20 protein-coding genes and 1 tRNA gene are annotated in these 15,800 nt (G+C 59.5%); 9 read left to right on the plus strand and 12 right to left on the minus strand.

Translation table 11 applies throughout. The annotated features are described in order from the left end of the window. Positions 1–5: 5 nt before the first annotated feature. The 7 genes from ABIT12_RS02190 to ABIT12_RS02220 form a co-directional block, all read right to left on the minus strand. Positions 6–91: transfer RNA gene (locus ABIT12_RS02190), tRNA-Leu, on the minus strand. Positions 92–143: 52 nt separating this feature from the next. Continuing rightward, a complete protein-coding gene (locus ABIT12_RS02195; RefSeq protein WP_348042883.1) occupies positions 144–428 on the minus strand; it encodes a hypothetical protein in 285 nt (94 codons plus the stop codon). A gap of 24 nt (positions 429–452) precedes the next feature. Beyond that, positions 453–881 (minus strand): hypothetical protein, encoded by a 429-nt coding sequence (locus ABIT12_RS02200; RefSeq protein WP_348042885.1) that lies wholly within the window; start codon positions 879–881, stop codon positions 453–455. Between the two features lie 1,016 nt (positions 882–1,897). Further along, positions 1,898–2,980 carry an XRE family transcriptional regulator gene (locus tag ABIT12_RS02205; protein WP_348043279.1) on the minus strand — a complete coding sequence of 361 codons (1,083 nt, stop codon included), beginning with the start codon at positions 2,978–2,980 and terminating at the stop codon, positions 1,898–1,900. 5 nt (positions 2,981–2,985) lie between these two features. Then, entirely contained in the window at positions 2,986–3,603 is a 618-nt protein-coding gene (locus ABIT12_RS02210; protein WP_348042889.1) for a hypothetical protein, read from the minus strand. A gap of 92 nt (positions 3,604–3,695) precedes the next feature. Continuing rightward, positions 3,696–4,193, minus strand: coding sequence for a xanthine phosphoribosyltransferase (gene gpt / locus ABIT12_RS02215; RefSeq protein WP_348042891.1), 498 nt, complete (start codon positions 4,191–4,193; stop codon positions 3,696–3,698). Between the two features lie 105 nt (positions 4,194–4,298). Next, positions 4,299–5,069 (minus strand): molybdopterin-binding protein, encoded by a 771-nt coding sequence (locus ABIT12_RS02220; RefSeq protein ID WP_348042893.1) that lies wholly within the window; start codon positions 5,067–5,069, stop codon positions 4,299–4,301. Positions 5,070–5,221: 152 nt separating this feature from the next. On the opposite strand from ABIT12_RS02220, the gene map reads away from it, so the two are divergent. Beyond that, positions 5,222–6,052, plus strand: coding sequence for a type I methionyl aminopeptidase (gene map, locus ABIT12_RS02225; RefSeq protein ID WP_348042895.1), 831 nt, complete (start codon positions 5,222–5,224; stop codon positions 6,050–6,052). Positions 6,053–6,054: 2 nt separating this feature from the next. Then, complete coding sequence (radC, locus tag ABIT12_RS02230; protein ID WP_348042897.1) at positions 6,055–6,780, plus strand: DNA repair protein RadC; 726 nt, start codon at positions 6,055–6,057, stop codon at positions 6,778–6,780. Here the strand turns inward: radC and ABIT12_RS02235 are convergent. The 4 genes from ABIT12_RS02235 to ABIT12_RS02250 form a co-directional block, all read right to left on the minus strand. Beyond that, positions 6,772–8,019 carry a GNAT family N-acetyltransferase gene (locus tag ABIT12_RS02235; RefSeq protein WP_348042899.1) on the minus strand — a complete coding sequence of 416 codons (1,248 nt, stop codon included), beginning with the start codon at positions 8,017–8,019 and terminating at the stop codon, positions 6,772–6,774. The genes radC and ABIT12_RS02235 overlap by 9 nt on opposite strands. 124 nt (positions 8,020–8,143) lie before the next feature. Continuing rightward, entirely contained in the window at positions 8,144–8,884 is a 741-nt protein-coding gene (locus ABIT12_RS02240; protein ID WP_407065572.1) for a cytochrome c biogenesis CcdA family protein, read from the minus strand. A 140-nt stretch (positions 8,885–9,024) separates the two neighbouring features. After that, positions 9,025–9,675, minus strand: coding sequence for a DUF6977 family protein (locus tag ABIT12_RS02245; RefSeq protein WP_348042903.1), 651 nt, complete (start codon positions 9,673–9,675; stop codon positions 9,025–9,027). Continuing rightward, the gene (locus ABIT12_RS02250; protein WP_348042905.1) at positions 9,668–10,192 is read right to left on the minus strand and encodes a DarT ssDNA thymidine ADP-ribosyltransferase family protein; all 525 of its coding nucleotides are present in this window, start codon (positions 10,190–10,192) and stop codon (positions 9,668–9,670) included. Before ABIT12_RS02250 ends, ABIT12_RS02245 begins: the two co-directional genes overlap by 8 nt. A 157-nt stretch (positions 10,193–10,349) precedes the next feature. Here ABIT12_RS02250 and rpe point away from each other — a divergent pair, with 157 nt between their 5' ends. From rpe to ABIT12_RS02280, 6 genes are all read left to right on the plus strand, one after another. Continuing rightward, the gene (gene rpe / locus ABIT12_RS02255; RefSeq protein ID WP_348063275.1) at positions 10,350–11,027 is read left to right on the plus strand and encodes a ribulose-phosphate 3-epimerase; all 678 of its coding nucleotides are present in this window, start codon (positions 10,350–10,352) and stop codon (positions 11,025–11,027) included. Between the two features lie 30 nt (positions 11,028–11,057). Next, a complete protein-coding gene (gene purB, locus ABIT12_RS02260; RefSeq protein ID WP_348042909.1) occupies positions 11,058–12,392 on the plus strand; it encodes an adenylosuccinate lyase in 1,335 nt (444 codons plus the stop codon). Further along, positions 12,392–12,805 carry a GNAT family N-acetyltransferase gene (locus ABIT12_RS02265; RefSeq protein ID WP_348042911.1) on the plus strand — a complete coding sequence of 138 codons (414 nt, stop codon included), beginning with the start codon at positions 12,392–12,394 and terminating at the stop codon, positions 12,803–12,805. Before purB ends, ABIT12_RS02265 begins: the two co-directional genes overlap by 1 nt. Further along, entirely contained in the window at positions 12,802–13,356 is a 555-nt protein-coding gene (locus tag ABIT12_RS02270) for an alpha/beta hydrolase (protein WP_348042913.1), read from the plus strand. The genes ABIT12_RS02265 and ABIT12_RS02270 overlap by 4 nt, the downstream gene beginning before the upstream one ends. A 249-nt stretch (positions 13,357–13,605) precedes the next feature. Then, positions 13,606–13,866 (plus strand): DUF1344 domain-containing protein, encoded by a 261-nt coding sequence (locus tag ABIT12_RS02275; protein WP_348042915.1) that lies wholly within the window; start codon positions 13,606–13,608, stop codon positions 13,864–13,866. Positions 13,867–13,970: 104 nt separating this feature from the next. Continuing rightward, positions 13,971–14,387: a GNAT family N-acetyltransferase gene (locus ABIT12_RS02280; protein ID WP_348042917.1), complete on the plus strand. Its 417-nt coding sequence runs from the start codon at positions 13,971–13,973 to the stop codon at positions 14,385–14,387. 113 nt (positions 14,388–14,500) lie between these two features. Here ABIT12_RS02280 and ABIT12_RS02285 read toward each other — a convergent pair whose 3' ends face one another. Next, positions 14,501–14,821: a DUF1476 domain-containing protein gene (locus tag ABIT12_RS02285; protein ID WP_348042918.1), complete on the minus strand. Its 321-nt coding sequence runs from the start codon at positions 14,819–14,821 to the stop codon at positions 14,501–14,503. A 207-nt stretch (positions 14,822–15,028) separates the two neighbouring features. On the opposite strand from ABIT12_RS02285, the gene purC reads away from it, so the two are divergent. Beyond that, positions 15,029–15,793 carry a phosphoribosylaminoimidazolesuccinocarboxamide synthase gene (gene purC, locus ABIT12_RS02290; RefSeq protein ID WP_348042920.1) on the plus strand — a complete coding sequence of 255 codons (765 nt, stop codon included), beginning with the start codon at positions 15,029–15,031 and terminating at the stop codon, positions 15,791–15,793. Positions 15,794–15,800 lie beyond the last annotated feature (7 nt).

Genomic DNA, 15,800 nt, shown 5'->3' on the forward strand with positions numbered 1-15,800 from the left:
AAAACTGGTGCGGGCGGCGGGGCTCGAACCCGCACGAGGATACCCTCTCAGGATTTTAAGTCCTGTGTGTCTACCATTCCACCACGCCCGCAGCGGTCAGGCGCGTCTAGCATGGCCCGCTGGGCATGCCAACGGCATTGCGGTCAGTCACCGGCACCAAGCTCGATTGGAAATGGCAAAGGCGTCCACAGGTCCTCGACGCCCCATTGTTTGACCCGTTCCTCGGACCACGTGTGGAGCATCTGCGCGACCGCTATCCGATTGCCGGCATCTGCCAACGCCGCCAGTTGCTTGAGCTGCTCCAGCGCATTCAGCCGCTCTATCCAACTTTCTAACGCTCGCTGCCAAAATTTATCCTTGGGGCGCCTGGCGTTCTCCGTCCGTGCGTCCTGCATGTATCTAAGGCTGAGGGGTTCCATAATGAGCATCGTTTGCGCCAATACGCGACCGGCCTATTCAAGCCGCCCCAGTGCCGCCAGCACTACCGCGTGAAATTCCCCGTTGCGGCTCAACTGCCATAGCCCCCCTGCGCCAGGCGGGCGCTGGCCGCTAGTCACCCGATAAAAGTCTTCAACCGAGGTGATCGGAGCGAGGTCCTTATCGATACAGGTGGTCAACTGGGCGACAAGACTTGTCCCGAAATCTGCATCCGTGGAGTGGCCGGTCGGTATGAGGCCGAACCACTCCGCCCGGAGCGTCGCCGGTGTGAATACCGGCCGAAAACCCCATTGCGGGCAGGGATTTGTCCTGTCCGCCGATCCAATGAAAAATATATCGCGGTGGACATGAGAAAATGGCAGCACGGTAAGTGTCCGCTGGCGCAGCACCACATCTTTGCGGCTCTCCCATATCGGGCGCGTCCACCGCTTGATTTCCGCCACTGTCGTCACCGCGGCACCCCTGGCCTGACTTCAATGACATAGAAGATAGCTGATCCGAAGTTTTTCACCACGACACCTGAATCGGCTTTAGCCGCGCCCGCCTTGCGGCGTCGCGGTTGCACGGTAACGGGCGGCCATTGGACCTTCCGAAACAGATAAAGTGGCCCAATGGCCGCCCGTCACGATCCGCTTTTATGCAAGGGTCCGGTTCGTGCGCACCATTATTGCAGATGCGCGCGCCGAGCTTCCACCCGAGCTGGACAGGCGCCCCCATCCCACGATCTCCCCGCCCGACCCTGCGTGGGGGCCGCGTGTGTGACGGGGATGGGTGGATAATGCCATGAGGTTTTGGGGGTGGGGATAAGTTTTTGACGGCTAGGCCGACGGCGGCATATCATTGCAATATCTTCAATGTCGAACGAAGACAATTCAGACGACGAAAAGGGCTGCATACATCAGCGGGTGTAATGGTAGACACACTGGACTTAAGATGCTGATGATATATAGGTACGGTTCGATCTACGTTGCCTGCACAGGACCAAAGGCAGTAATATGACTAAAATAATAATAATACAGGGCATCGCCAACACTTACAAAAGCACGTCAATCCGAGATTTTGCCGCTTTATACAATTTCAACATACTACAGCCCGGCGACTTCACAATTGCTAAGACGCTCGTCAAAGCACCTGCTACATTTCAAGCAGGCATCGCAACCGGTGGGGATACCGGTCTAATCGTCGCTAACAACCTACAGTTTTTTGTCGACCACAACTGCGATCTAATGATCTGCGCCTGCCGCACACATGGGGCTACGGTAACAATGCTCACCAACCAAATAGCGGCAAACGGGTGGACCGCCGTATGGATTCCTGTGCAAAGGCCAGTAGGCCCAATTCCCGCGCACGTTGCCGCGATTGTTCAACAGATCGACAGCAACATCTGAGTTGCGCGATTTCACCCACGATCAGCGCGAACGCTCCTGCTACAATTCGCGCCGATCAAACAGGATTCTTTCTAGCTAACAATGCGAAAACGCGGCCGCTCAGGCGGCTGCTCCAAACTAGGTAATCCGTACATCTCAATAAATTCTGAGACATGAAGCCTACTCATCGTCGCTAGTTCCTCAACTTTGTATCCCAAGTGAACTATGTGGCTTTCTACTATACTAGGAAGCACGCGGGGGCTTTCCGCAGCAAAATCCAACTCTGGCGGCTCGTGAGTACGCCATCCGCGGCTGCTGATCTGTGTCCACAAATACCTGCTCTGGTTGGCCGTAAGAAGTTTCAAACCCGACGCCCGCATCAACAGAGCCTGAATAGCCACCCTCCATTCTGGCTTTAGAGCAGCTAAGGTTTCCAGAGTAATTTTACGTCCCCGAAACGCCGCTCTAATCTCCCGCTCCGGCAAAAGAAATGCGGATGCAAATGCGTTCGCCTCCGCCTCCATTTCTGCAGTTGGAAATCTGTGCATTACCAAATGACCTATCTCGTGAGAGAGAGTAAATCGCAGCCTGTCAGCCGGGTGATGTTTATTTAACAGCACAAGTGGAGGCTTTCCGGGGGCACGAAATGTAACACCGCTTACGGCCGCGCCGCGAAAATCCGACATACCAACAATAATTCCGGCTCTCTCAGCCAGCTGAGTAACATTCTTTACTGGACCGGAGGGAACTCCCCAATGCGCGCGCACGGTAGCGGCAATTCTGCTTGGGTCGCCGTATTGCTCTACGTCCAGAGACGGGAGGTCAGTAGTCGGTCCGAAGTCGACGCCGTCCAAAAACCAACGAAGGTGAAAGAGGCGAATGTTGAGTTCTGCCGCGATCATATCGAGTTCACGGGCGGTCACATCAGCCTTCGCCCGGGTCATCGCGTGCACACTGACAGGCGGACCAAATACAGGCTCTTGAATCTCAAAAAAGCTCTGTGGCACCGAATAGACAGACGACGCCTTCAACAACAAGGCAGCGTCCACTTCCGCCACCCCACTTTCAATGCGAGACAGAACCGGCTGCGGGATGCCCAATTTTGTGGCAGCAGCAATCTGGGTAAAACCCAAACGCTGCCGCGCCAAGCGCAGCATGTCTCCTGGTATGGCCATCAAATCTACTCTTCATCACTATGCTTCTTGTCGGCAGGTATCTTAGGCTTGACCAACTCTGCGGTATCGTCGTCGTTAGGGGGCACGGGCCTCGGCGCGAACGGAAGAATTTGAGCACCAGCCGTTGATCCAAGTCCATACTGCCAAATTAATCGATTACCATCGCGAGCTGAAACAAGAACATCTTCGACCCGAGTTTGAATGTCATTGGCCATCCACACAAACTCAAGCTTGCTGCCCTCTGGGGCGAGACCAGGCAACATGCCATCCGGCATAACGAAGTCCATAACGGCCTGGGTCATGATATTGCGGCCCAACTTGTTCGCAGCCCCACGCTTGAAACGCGCGAGAAGATGACCGCCAAAAAAAACTTTCAGCGTCTGCGCTTCCATCCGGACGTAGACGTTATCGTCAGAACCGAACTCCTGAACGGCATTACTCGCAATCGCGTCGAACATCTCGTTCGATAAGGTTCTGCGATAAAGTCTCGGGCCAAAGCCAGATGACGCGCGGAATTCAGTTATCGCTCTGCATTCCTCCCAAGCCCGGTCCACGACTGCGCGGATGCGCTCATGAAAGGGTTCCAAAATGTTGCGAGCGTCTTCTTCGGATATCGTCGGCAATCCCAGACCTCCTGAGTCGATTGCCAAAAGCTTACATTGCTGAATTTTGCAAAACAACGCCTAATTATGCAAATTCTATTCCGATGGACTACTCAGTCCGTCCCGCCACCAATCGGCGCGGCGTAGGCCACGTCCAGGTCCCAGGGGAAGAAAATCCAGGTGTCCTGGCTGACTTCGGTGATGAAGGTGTCGACCAGTTCGCGGCCCATGGGCTTAGCGTAAACGGTGGCAAAGTGCGCGCCGGGGAGCATGTCGCGGACGGCGCGGGCGGTGGCGCCGGTGTCGACCAGATCGTCCACGATCAGCACCTTGCCGCCGTTTTTGGCGAGGTCGAGGATTTGTGGGGCGATGGGCTTGAGCACTTTGACCGTGCCCTGGTTCTGGTGGTCATAGGATTTGACCGCGACGCTTTCGACGACGCGGATATTGAGTTCGCGCGCCACAATGGTGGCCGGCACCAGCCCGCCACGGGCGATGGCCACCACGGCATCGAAGGTGCCCATGCCGGTGAGGCGCCAGGCCAGGGCGCGGCTGTCGCGGTGGAACTGATCCCAGGTGACGGGGAAGGATTTCTGGTTGGGGTTATTCACAAAACTGCTCCTTGCAACGCGCTGCACCCGCTTGTGGGACGGCGCGACATATCAAATCCCGGGCTGGACGCCCATACCTTCTCGTCAACAAAGGCCGTGCGGTCATTAATTCCCGTCGGGCGGGGCAATACCAGCCTTCTTGTGCGCCGCAGCCACCATTTCCCGCACTTTTCCCGCCGCTTCGTGCAGCAGCGCTTCGTCAGACGAGCGCAGCACCAGTTCGGTCATCACCTTGTTGACGCCCATCTGCGGATAGGAGCCCATTTTCACGTCAGGATATTGCAACTGCAATTCGCCCAGCGGACCGCCAACAGTCCCCTCGCCCACGGCGGCCTTGACCGTGACCGACAGCACTTTTTTGCCGGTCTGCAGGGTTGGCGCGATGGCTTCGAGCATAGCCCGCATGATCAGCGGCACGCCGGCCATCACATGCACATTGCCGATGCGAAAGCCCGGCGCGGCGCTGACCGAATTGACGATCAGGTCGGCGCCTTCCGGAATCCGGGCCATCCGCAGCCGCGCTTCGTTGACCTCGATGCCGCGCTCTTTCCAGCGGGTTTCGAGCATGGCGCGCGCCTGCGCATTGATCGGCAAGGCCACGCCGAAGGCCTTGGCGATGGCATCGGCGGTGATGTCATCATGGGTCGGCCCGATGCCGCCGGTGGTGAAAATGTAGGTGTAGCGCGCCCGCAGTGCGTTGACCGCCTCGACGATCTCGTCGGTCTCGTCCGACACCACCCGCACTTCCCTGAGCTCGATGCCCAGATCGGTGCAGAATTCGGCGGTCGCCCCGATATTGACGTCCCTGGTGCGGCCGGACAGGATTTCGTCGCCGATCACCAGCAGGCCCGCGGTTATCGATGCAGTGGACGTCATGGCTTGGCATTCCCATAGAGAGCCAGAATGGATGCCTGCCCTTGCCGATCAGGTCAAGCAAAGCTGCTGATGATCCCCTGCCAAAGCGCGCCAAGCCCTTCCAATCGACCGGGTCAGCGATTACGTTCGGTATTACCGCTCTGGAGTTAGCCATGATCAACTACGTCGAAGCCCCCGCCAAGGCCCGCCGCATGTCGGGGACCATCCCGCTGCACGGCCCGGAAGGCTTTGCCGGCATGCGCAAGGCCGGGCAACTGGCAGCGCGGGCGCTGGACCTGTTGACCGAACAGGTCGAGCCCGGCGTCACCACCGCTGCCCTCGACCAGATCGCCTATGAGTTTGCCCGCGACAATGGCGCGGTCCCGGCAACCCTGTTTTACAAGGGCTACCGGCACTCGATCTGCACCTCGATCAACCATGTCGTGTGCCACGGCATCCCCGATGACCGGCCGCTGCGCGAGGGCGATATCGTCAATATCGACATCACTCTGGTGGTCGATGGCTGGCATGGCGATACCAGCCGCATGTACCCGGTCGGCGAGATATCGCGCAAGGCCGAACGGTTGATCGAAGTCACCTATGAAAGCCTCGACGCCGGTCTCGCCGCTGCGCTGCCCGGCAATACCACCGGCGATATCGGCGCTGCTATCCAGACCCATGCCGAAGCCGAACGCACCAGCGTGGTCCGCGATTTCGTTGGCCATGGCCTGGGCAAGCTGTTCCACGACGAGCCCAATATCATGCATTTCGGCACGCCCGGCACCGGCCCGGTGCTCAAGCCCGGCATGATCTTCACCATCGAGCCGATGATCAATCTGGGCCGGCCGCATGTCAAAATCCTGGCCGATGGCTGGACGGCGGTGACCCGCGACCGCACGCTGTCGGCGCAGTGCGAACATTCGATCGGCATCACCGAAACCGGCATCGAGATTTTCACTGCTTCGCCTTCCGGCCTGTTCAACCCGCTCGCAGCCAGGGGCTGATTTTGCCAGCGGGGAAAAAACCGGACATCGGTGGACCGGCGGAAGCCCCCATCGTGCCGCACTATCATGGCCACCGCGAACGCGCCCGCGACCGCTTCAACACCGTTGGTGGCGATGCCCTGGCCGATTACGAATTGCTCGAACTGCTGCTGCACATGATCCTGCCGCAGCGCGACACCAAGGCGCTGGCCAAGGACCTGATCACCAAATTCGGCTCGTTTTCCGAAGTGTTGGGCGCCTCGCCGCAGCGCCTTGCCGAAGTCAAGGGGCTGGGCGAAACCTCGATCACCCATCTCAAGGTGGCGCAGGCCGTGGCCCAGCGCTATGGGCGCGACCAGATCAGCCTCGAAAAACCGGTGCTCGCCGCCTGGTCGCAACTGCTCGACTATTGCCGCTCGCAGATGGCGTTTGAAAAGCTCGAACAGTTCCGCATCCTGTTCCTCGACAAGAAGAACCGACTGATCGCCGACGAAGTGCAACAGGTCGGCACCATCGACCATACGCCGGTCTATCCGCGCGAAGTCATCCGCCGCTCACTCGAACTGTCCGCCACCGCGCTGATCCTGGTGCATAATCATCCTTCGGGTGACCCTGCCCCGTCCTCCGCCGATGTGCGCATGACCAAGGATATTGTCGATATTGCCAAGCCGCTTGGCATTACCGTGCATGATCACATCATTATCGGAAAATCCGGCCACGCGTCGCTGCGCAGCCTCAAGCTACTCTGAGCTGTGATTGGACGGGGTGCCGGTCACCCGGTTCCACAACTGGCCGGGCCAGCGCATCACGCCCATCAGTGTCCGGTTGGCCTTGATCCGCACGCGCGTGCGCTGGATCAACTGGTGCGCGCCCAGCACCACATCGCCGCGTGCGCTGAGCGGCACGTAATGCTGGCGCAGCGGGATCTGCACATTGCACCAATGCCGCTTTTCGTCGGTAAAACCGGCGCCCATGTCGAAGGTGCGAAAGCCCTCGTCAAACACCGTCTGCATCACCCGCAGCAGGCACTGTTTGCCGGGCGAGCCATTCTGGATGGCCAGATCCGCACTCATCGAGGAAATCAGGCAGAACATCTTGTCGCCGTGAACCACGTTGTAGCGCACCGCCACGATATCGCCGTTCAGCCGCAACACATGCAACCGTACATCGACGCCCGAACCGGGTTGCGCTGCGGCGTGATAGAACGCCACCAGATTTTCCCGCACAAACGTATCGGGAATCCCCATGGCCTTGAACCGGGCCGAGCGCTGGTTGAACATCGTGGCAATGATAGTGTGCGTCTCGGGGCCGGCGCGCACGTCTTCAAAGCGCACCGCACCCATGGCGTCCAGCCGTTCGCCCTGCTGGCGATCATGCTTGCGGCGCGATTTGCTGCGCTGCAACTGGTCGCATTCCGCCCAGCTCGAATAATGCGAGCGATAGAGCGTCTCAAATTCCAGCGACGTACCAAGGCTGTCGAAAATTCCGCCGACGCCACCAACTTCTACCGGCATGGCCCGCAGATACATCAGGTCGGCTGGCGGCAGGTGACTGGTCATCCTTGTCCACAGCGTCTTGCGCATATCCGCGCTCATCGCCACGACGCTCATCAGGTCGGTCAACGGGGAATAGGCGCCCACATTGGCGCCCGGAAACCAGGTGTAGAGCCGCACGCCTTTGACGGTCTTGCGGTGCAACGGCATCAAGGCGACTGGTCGGTCTTCATGGTAACCCACCACGAAAAACTGGTTCTGCGACGCGATGCGGCGCGTTTGAATCCACAGCTTGATGAAATCATAGCTCTGGCCCGGCGATTCCACGCTCTGGCCTTCCAGCGCCCGCCAGATGGTTTCGACATCTTCGATGTGGTGAAACAGCCTGACCGAAAAGCCGAACTGATCCCGTTCCGCTGCCAGGGACTGGGCGGTGGTGACCGGTTCATTGGCAATGGCCAGCGGTTGCTTGAGCAACGCGGTTTCCGAAGACATCCTGCAATCCTGACGGATTCTGTTGCCGGCTACACTGACGCCCAAGCGTAAACCAGCACTTAGGATGCACTCGGATATCGGATCTTACCGGGGTTTCTTGCGTCAGGGTTAAGGCAAACTTGCCTTAGCCAATACTGCCCAATGCCGGAAATGTTTCGAGAAACCAGAAGGCAATCCGGCTGAAATTGCCGGTCAGGAACAGCACGCCGGTGAGCACCAGCAAACCGCCCATCAGCTTTTCGACCAGGCCCAGATGGCGCTTGAAACCGTTGAAAAACGCCAGGAACGGCCCGATGGCGATGCCGGCAAGAAAGAACGGCACCCCAAGCCCCAGCGAATATACCGCCAGCAGCGATGCCCCTTCCAGCGCCGTATCCTTGCCCGCGGCCACGGAAAGGATCGCAGCGAGGATCGGGCCGATACACGGCGTCCAGCCAATGGCAAAGGCCAGCCCCAGCAAAAATCCGCCCACCGGGCCGCTGGCAATGCCCGGCCCCTGGTGCCTGACCTGCCGATCCAGCAGCGCGATGCGGAATACCCCGAGAAAGTGCAGGCCCATGGCAATGATCATCAGCCCGGCCACCGGGGTCAGGATCGGCAGCAACTGCCGGAACTGCTTGCCAAACGCCGTTGCCGTGGCCCCCAGCGTGACAAAAATCACCGCAAATCCGAGAATGAAAAACAGCGAGGTAACCATCACCCGCCGCTGCAGCGCTCCGGGCGTGGTGCCTTCGCTGCGCAACTGGTCAAAGCTCGCGCCGCTCATATAGGTCAGGTACGGCGGCACCAAAGGCAGCACGCAGGGGCTGAGAAAACTCAACACCCCGGCCCCAAACACCACCGGCAAGGAAAACTCCACGGCCACACGCTCCAGTTGCGCTGCTGTTCTATCGCGCCGTCAGAACAAAGCAATGCGCGGCCTGTCGCATCGACGGCTTGTGAACGCCACGACGTTTTCGCCGCTCGTTCGACATCCACAGGATATCGCTGTCCTTGCCAGCCATCTTAAATATAAGCTGCGGACTGGATGCTTAAGAAGTTGTCAAAAGAAGAATGCGCCCAATCAAGACGATTGCGCCATTCTAGGGCAACGAAAAGGGCGCAAGCTCTAGCTTGGCAATTGATTGATTTTGCTGGATTGAATTCAATGTCAGTAAATCCCTGAAATTGCCCAAGCCTTCTAAGCCAATCTCGATGGGGAAAAAGTGCCCGCAAATATAGCCAATCGTAGAACGCAGTTGGCGGAGACAGCGGGAAGCTCGATGAACCTAATTTGAATGCGATTAAATGGCCGGAATTTTGCAGCCGAGGGTCAAGTTTAGCTTCTCTTGGAGTCCTATGGTAAAGATCCGTAAACGGTCCACCGAATTCGAATACTTTGCTCCCCTGGAATATTGCCTCAACAGTCGTTTCGATATTGTCGTGGACATAACGCAAGTGGAAGGCGCTGAGACGCCTCCCTGCCTCGAAATCCGACTTGCTGGATGTTTCCAGCAGCGGATAGAGCCCCAACGCGTGTGCAGCCGAATGCAATTCGGCGACATTTTTCTTTTTCTGGACGGGCGCCATGCCCGGATGCCAAGGAAATTCCACTCGAGCTGTTTGCACAAGTAGCAGCCCCTCGCGCTGGGGAAGGAATACCGGTCTCTCAGCCATTCAGATTTCGGATATATTCGGGTGGTACGTGGAGAGGTACTAAGACCTCCCACTTCTTTGCGCCCTTTAAGCGTTCTTGAATTGCGGGATCGTTCCAGTCCGTCCGAGTGTAAAGGACTTGCCAGTCTGCTTTCGGTAGTAGCGCCATTGGCAACTGCGGCACCACGCCATTTTTATTAGAAACTTGGTCGGTTACCATGACGCCGGGCAAAAGCAGAACATTTGGATTGATCTTCAGCCAACGAAGGTCAACGATTCGAGCCTCCCGTTCGGCTCGATAAGCCATGGGGTGATCGCGCTTTAAGCAAAGGTGGACATACTTGTCCATACCGCAGGCAAGGTCTGCGCCTAAACTGACGTCATTGCCGCCGGGCAATGTTTCCAGTCCAAGCCGCCTTATTTCATGCATGGACAACAAACCATATTTGCCAATCCCGACCAAATTTGGCGCGGCGGTAAAATGAAAGAAATAAATATTGTTTTTCTCTAGCCAAATAACGAGCTCGTTAATCGTCATGCGCCGCCCCAATCGATAGCCGCATGCTAGCATGGCTACCGCCGTGCCGAAGCTTTTGTTGCGACGTCCGCGCCCGTGCGCGGCTTTTGCACGCCCCGCCCTTGTCCCCGGCCACCCATGGCGCTAAGGCATGCTGAACACACCCCGCGAGAATGTCATGACCCGCCCCATTCGCATCGCGCCTTCGATCCTTTCCGCCGATTTTGCGCGGCTGGGCGATGAAGTGCGCGCGATCGACGCCGGGGGCGCCGATTACATCCATATCGACATCATGGACGGCCACTTCGTGCCCAATATCAGCTTTGGTCCACTGATCATGCAGTCGATCCGCCAGCTGACCACCAAGCCCTTTGATGTCCATCTGATGATCTCGCCGGTCGATCTTTACATTCCGGCCTTTGCCAAAGCCGGCGCCGACATCATCACGGTTCATGCCGAGGCGGGTCCGCACCTGCACCGCACCCTTCAGGCGATCAAGGCCGAAGGCAAGAAGGCCGGCGTGGCGATCAATCCCGGCACCCCGGTTTCGGCGCTGGAAACCGTGATCGGCGATATCGATCTGCTGCTGGTCATGTCGGTCAACCCGGGCTTTGGCGGCCAGAGCTTTATTCCCGAGGCGCTGACCAAGCTGCGCCAGGCCAAGGCGCTGATCGGTAGCCGCGACATCGATCTCGAAGTCGATGGTGGCGTTTCCGCAGCCAATGCCCATGAGATCGCCGCCGCTGGCGCCAATGTGCTGGTTGCCGGTTCATCGGTTTATGGCGGCAACAATGCCGCCGACTACGCGCCGCGCATCAAGGCCATCCGCGACGCTGCTTCCACCTCCCGCGCCTGACTCATTTTGTGAACCCGAAAGCCTAAGCCCATGATTCCGCGCTATTCCCGCCCCGAAATGGTCTCCATCTGGTCGGCCGAAGCCCGCTTTGCCATCTGGTTCGAAATCGAGGCGCACGCCACCACCAAGCTGGCCGAACTCGGCGTGGTGCCGAAAGAAGACGCGCAAACCATCTGGGACGTGATGAACGCCCGCAAGGCTGCAACGGGCGACTATGGCTTCGACGTGGCGCGCATCGACGAAATCGAGCGCACCACCAAGCACGATGTCATCGCCTTCCTGACGCACCTGAGCGAAATCGTCGGCCCTTCGGCCCGCTTCGTGCATCAGGGCATGACCAGCTCGGACATTCTGGACACCACGCTGTCGGTGCAGATGGCCCGCGCCGCTGACCTGCTGATCGCCGATACCGACGCCCTGCTCGCCGCCCTCAAGCGCCGGGCCTATGAGCACAAGAACACCATCACCATCGGCCGCAGCCACGGCATCCATGCCGAACCGACGACTTTTGGCGTCAAGCTGGCCGAGGCCTATGCCGAGTTCAGTCGCAACCGGGCCCGCCTGGTCGCCGCCCGCGCCGAAATCGCCACCGCCGCGATTTCGGGCGCCATCGGCACTTTTGCCAATATCGATCCGTCGGTTGAAGAATATGTCGCCGAAAAGCTGGGGCTGAGCATCGAGCCGGTATCGACGCAGGTGATCCCGCGTGATCGCCACGCCATGTTCTTCGCCACGCTGGGCGTCGTCGCCTCATCCATCGAGCGCGTCGCCATCGAAATCCGCCACCTGCAGCGCACCGAAGTGCTGGAGGCCGAGGAGTTCTTCTCCCCCGGCCAGAAGGGCTCGTCGGCGATGCCGCACAAGCGCAATCCGGTGCTGACCGAAAACCTCACCGGGCTGGCCCGCCTTGTCCGCGGCATGGTGGTCCCGGCGTTGGAAAACGTGGCGCTCTGGCACGAGCGCGATATCTCGCACTCGTCGGTCGAACGCATGATCGGCCCCGACGCCACCATCACGCTGGACTTTGCGTTGTCGCGCCTCACCGGGGTGATCGACAAGCTGGTGGTCTATCCGCAGAACATGCGCCGCAACCTCGACCTGCTCGGCGGCCTGCACAATTCCCAGCGCATGCTGCTGGCGCTGACCCAGGCCGGCTACAGCCGCGAGGACAGCTACGCCGCCGTGCAGCGCAACGCCATGAAGGTCTGGCAGATGGATGGCGACCGCACCGGCCAGTTCGCCAAGAACCTCAAGGCCGATCCGGAAGTCACTCTGGGCGATGCGCAAATCGACGCCATGTTCGACGACGCCTATCACCTCAAGCACGTCGATACGATTTTTAACCGCGTCTTTGGCGAGGCGTGATGAGCATCATCTGCGCCCAGGAAACCGGCCTTGCCGCTGAAGAATATATCCACTGCGTCAGCCAGTCCGCACTTGGCCCGACGCGGCCGCTCGGCAACCCCGAGCGCGTCCAGGCCTATCTGGACAACTCGCCACTGGTGATCACGGCGCGCACCGCCCAGGGCGACCTCGCCGGCGTATTCCGCGGCGTCACCGATTGGCATTGGGTCTGCTATTGCGCCGACCTTGCCGTGGCCGAGCCCTATCAGGACCAGGGCATCGGCAAGCAGTTGATGGCCAAGGCCGTCGAAATCCTCGGACCGGGCATCGGCATCACACTGTTCTCGCTGCCAGGCGCCAAAGGCTTTTACCAATCCATCGGCCTTGAGCAGACCGACGACGCCTTCTTCCACAACAGGACGATCAGCACATGAAGATCGTTGAAGCCGACTTCATCATTGTTCCCGGCCTTGGTGACAGCGGCCCCGGCCACTGGCAGCGCCGCTGGTCGGAACGCCTGCCCAACGCCAAGGTGGTGGCTCAGGAGAACTGGGATCATCCCGAACTGGAGCCGTGGGTTGCCGCCATTGCCCGCGATGTGATGATGGCCACCCGCCCGGTCGTGCTGCTCGCCCACTCGCTCGGCGTCATCGCCACGGTTCACGCCGCAGCGCGCCTCCACGACACCAAGGTGCGGGGTGCTTTCCTCGTCGCCGCGCCCGATGTCGAGCTGCATCCGGAAGTGCCGCCCGAAACGGCGCCATTCCGGCCGATCCCGCGCGACCCGCTGCCGTTTCCGTCCATGCTGGTGGCGTCCACCAACGACCCTTACTGCTCGATCGAACGCGCCGCAGAGTTCGCCAATTGCTGGGGCTCGGATTTCCACGAAGCAGGCGAAGCCGGCCACCTCAACGCCGCCTCCGGACACGGCCCCTGGCCCGAGGGCCTGCTGATGTTTACCCGGCTGATGCAGCGATTGAAGTAAGATTGAGGCGACTTCGTGGATTTTTACTTGGAAAAGACAAACACCTGCCGCAATCCAGAAATTGCGGCAGAATTTCTACTTACCAAAATTAAGAATCCTTAAGTTGAGCGCCATATTGGACAGATTTAGGTTCGGCCTTGCAAGTTTGGACCGCGCCGGCACGTCCCCGATGACCTGCGACACGACGCGATCTGTAAACCTGCCAGTCTGCGGTCGCCAAGCGACCGTTCGTCTTAATGGACATCTCAAATGCGCAAGATCATCCTGCCAGTTGCCCTCGCAATCGCACTGGGCTCTTCCGGTATCGCGTTCGCTGCCGCTCCGAACACAGCGGTCAACACCGTCAAGTCCTTTGACCTCAAGGCCCATACACTGACGCTTGAAAATGGCGTCAACTATGTTCTTCCTGCCACCTTCAAGGATCCCGGCCTCAAGGTCGGCGCCAAGGTCACGGTGAAGTGGGAAATGAAGGGCAAGGCGATCCAGGCCGACAGCGTAACGCTGGGCTGATCGTTGCAGGCGCCAGCCGGCTGAAATCGCTGGCGCCGGTAGCAAGGCGGAGCTAATACCCCCGCCTTGCCGCCAAACAGGCGGCGGACCTTAAGGGCCAACTCATGCCGCTATCAGACTACGTCATCACCTCCGGCATCCCCGGCCAGGAAGAATTTCGCGCCCTGCGCGTCGCGGCCGGGTTGAGCCCCAAGACCCAGGCCGCAGCCGAAGCCGGCCTGCCCAATACGGTGTTTGCGGTGATGATCCGGCACGAGAACCAGTTGATCGGCATGGGCCGCATCATCGGTGACGGCGGCATGGCCTTCCAGATCACCGACATTGCGGTGCGCCCCGAGCATCAGGGTCGGGGTCTGGGCAAGGCAATCGTCGGCCGCCTGGTGGCCTATCTGCGCGAAAACGCCCCCAAAAGCGCTTACGTCAGCCTGATCGCCGACGGCGCCGCCCAGCATCTCTATGCCAAATTCGGCTTCGAGCCGGTGACGCCTGAGGCCATCGGCATGGCCTTCCGGGTCGAATAGTTACCCATCCTGCCCGGCCGGTCATCGCCGCACGGATTTCCAGAAATACGCTACGGCTTGGGATAGCTCACCGCATGGATTCCGGCCTGCGCCAGAATGACCCGGTGCTAAACCTACTCCGTCACAATCTGCTGCTGCGCCACCGCGACCAGCTGCACCATCTTGGCGCGAATCGCTTCGTCGGCAACGCTCAGGCCCTTGGCCTTGATGTCGGCGGCAACCTTGCGGAACACGTCTTCATCGCCGGCTTCTTCAAAATCGGCGGCCACCACTTCGGCGGCATAGGACTTGGCAGCATCGCCGCTCAACCCCAGCAGTTCAGCGGCCCACAGGCCCAGCAATTTGTTGCGGCGTGCCTCGGCGCGAAATTTCTGTTCAGCGTCCAGCGCGAACTTGGCTTCCTGGCCCTTCTGGCGATCATCGAATCCGGACATTTTGTCTCCGCTTGCGTCAGGTTCACGCTCTCTGGCGTTGCGCCTTGCACATAAGGGGTTCGGCCCATCAAATCAACGGCGGCACCCCGCCGCATGTCTGCCCCGCCCGGCCCCTCGCGCAAAAGAGCTTGCATTTTCGCCCAATTCAAGCGCATGAAGCGGCCAAATATCACCCTGTCCCCTTCATCGATAAACGGCAGAGAGACAATGAACCGTCGGCGCAAAATCTATGAAGGCAAAGCCAAGATTCTGTACGAGGGCCCCGAGCCCGGCACGCTGGTTCAGTATTTCAAGGACGATACCACCGCTGGCGATGGCGCACGCCATGAAGTCATCGATGGCAAGGGCGTCCTGAACAACCGAATCTCGGAATTCATCTTCACCAAGCTCAACGGCCTTGGCATCCCGACTCACTTCCTCAAGCGCATCAACATGCGCGAGCAGCTGATCAAGGAAGTCGAGATCATCCCGCTTGAGATCATCGTGCGCAATATCGCTGCCGGCTCGCTGGTCAAGCGCCTGGGCCTCGAAGAAGGCACCCAGTTGCCGCGCTCGATCATCGAGTTCTGCTACAAGGACGATGCCTTGCACGATCCGATGGTGAGCGAGGAGCACATCACCGCGTTCGGCTGGGCCACTCCGGCCGAGCTGGACGACATCATGTCGCTGGCCATCCGCGTCAACGATTTCCTGTCCGGCCTGTTCATGGGCGTCGGCATCCAGCTCGTCGATTTCAAGATCGAATGCGGGCGCCTGTACGAAGGCGACATGATGCGCATTGTGCTGGCCGATGAAATCTCGCCCGACTCGTGCCGCCTGTGGGACCTGAAGACCCGCAACAAGCTCGACAAGGACCGGTTCCGCCAGAATCTCGGCGGCCTGCTCGATGCCTATCGCGATGTCGCCCAGCGCCTTGGCATTCTGGTCGAAACCGAAAACGCGCTGACCACTGGTCCGCGTCTCGTTCAGTAACCTGCTC

The organism is Devosia sp., assembly GCF_039927955.1.
In the GTDB taxonomy this organism is placed as follows: domain Bacteria; phylum Pseudomonadota; class Alphaproteobacteria; order Rhizobiales; family Devosiaceae; genus Devosia.

Excerpts from the sequence above, each read along its gene's own strand:
- ABIT12_RS02195 (WP_348042883.1), bottom strand. The coding sequence starts at position 428 with ATGCTCATTATGGAACCCCTCAGCCTTAGATACATGCAGGACGCACGG.
- ABIT12_RS02205 (WP_348043279.1), bottom strand. The coding sequence starts at position 2,980 with ATGGCCATACCAGGAGACATGCTGCGCTTGGCGCGGCAGCGTTTGGGT.
- ABIT12_RS02220 (WP_348042893.1), bottom strand. The coding sequence starts at position 5,069 with ATGACGTCCACTGCATCGATAACCGCGGGCCTGCTGGTGATCGGCGAC.
- map (WP_348042895.1), top strand. The coding sequence starts at position 5,222 with ATGATCAACTACGTCGAAGCCCCCGCCAAGGCCCGCCGCATGTCGGGG.
- ABIT12_RS02235 (WP_348042899.1), bottom strand. The coding sequence starts at position 8,019 with ATGTCTTCGGAAACCGCGTTGCTCAAGCAACCGCTGGCCATTGCCAAT.
- ABIT12_RS02245 (WP_348042903.1), bottom strand. The coding sequence starts at position 9,675 with ATGGCTGAGAGACCGGTATTCCTTCCCCAGCGCGAGGGGCTGCTACTT.
- ABIT12_RS02250 (WP_348042905.1), bottom strand. The coding sequence starts at position 10,192 with ATGACGATTAACGAGCTCGTTATTTGGCTAGAGAAAAACAATATTTAT.
- rpe (WP_348063275.1), top strand. The coding sequence starts at position 10,350 with ATGACCCGCCCCATTCGCATCGCGCCTTCGATCCTTTCCGCCGATTTT.
- purB (WP_348042909.1), top strand. The coding sequence starts at position 11,058 with ATGATTCCGCGCTATTCCCGCCCCGAAATGGTCTCCATCTGGTCGGCC.
- ABIT12_RS02265 (WP_348042911.1), top strand. The coding sequence starts at position 12,392 with ATGAGCATCATCTGCGCCCAGGAAACCGGCCTTGCCGCTGAAGAATAT.
- ABIT12_RS02270 (WP_348042913.1), top strand. The coding sequence starts at position 12,802 with ATGAAGATCGTTGAAGCCGACTTCATCATTGTTCCCGGCCTTGGTGAC.
- ABIT12_RS02275 (WP_348042915.1), top strand. The coding sequence starts at position 13,606 with ATGCGCAAGATCATCCTGCCAGTTGCCCTCGCAATCGCACTGGGCTCT.
- ABIT12_RS02280 (WP_348042917.1), top strand. The coding sequence starts at position 13,971 with ATGCCGCTATCAGACTACGTCATCACCTCCGGCATCCCCGGCCAGGAA.
- ABIT12_RS02285 (WP_348042918.1), bottom strand. The coding sequence starts at position 14,821 with ATGTCCGGATTCGATGATCGCCAGAAGGGCCAGGAAGCCAAGTTCGCG.
- purC (WP_348042920.1), top strand. The coding sequence starts at position 15,029 with ATGAACCGTCGGCGCAAAATCTATGAAGGCAAAGCCAAGATTCTGTAC.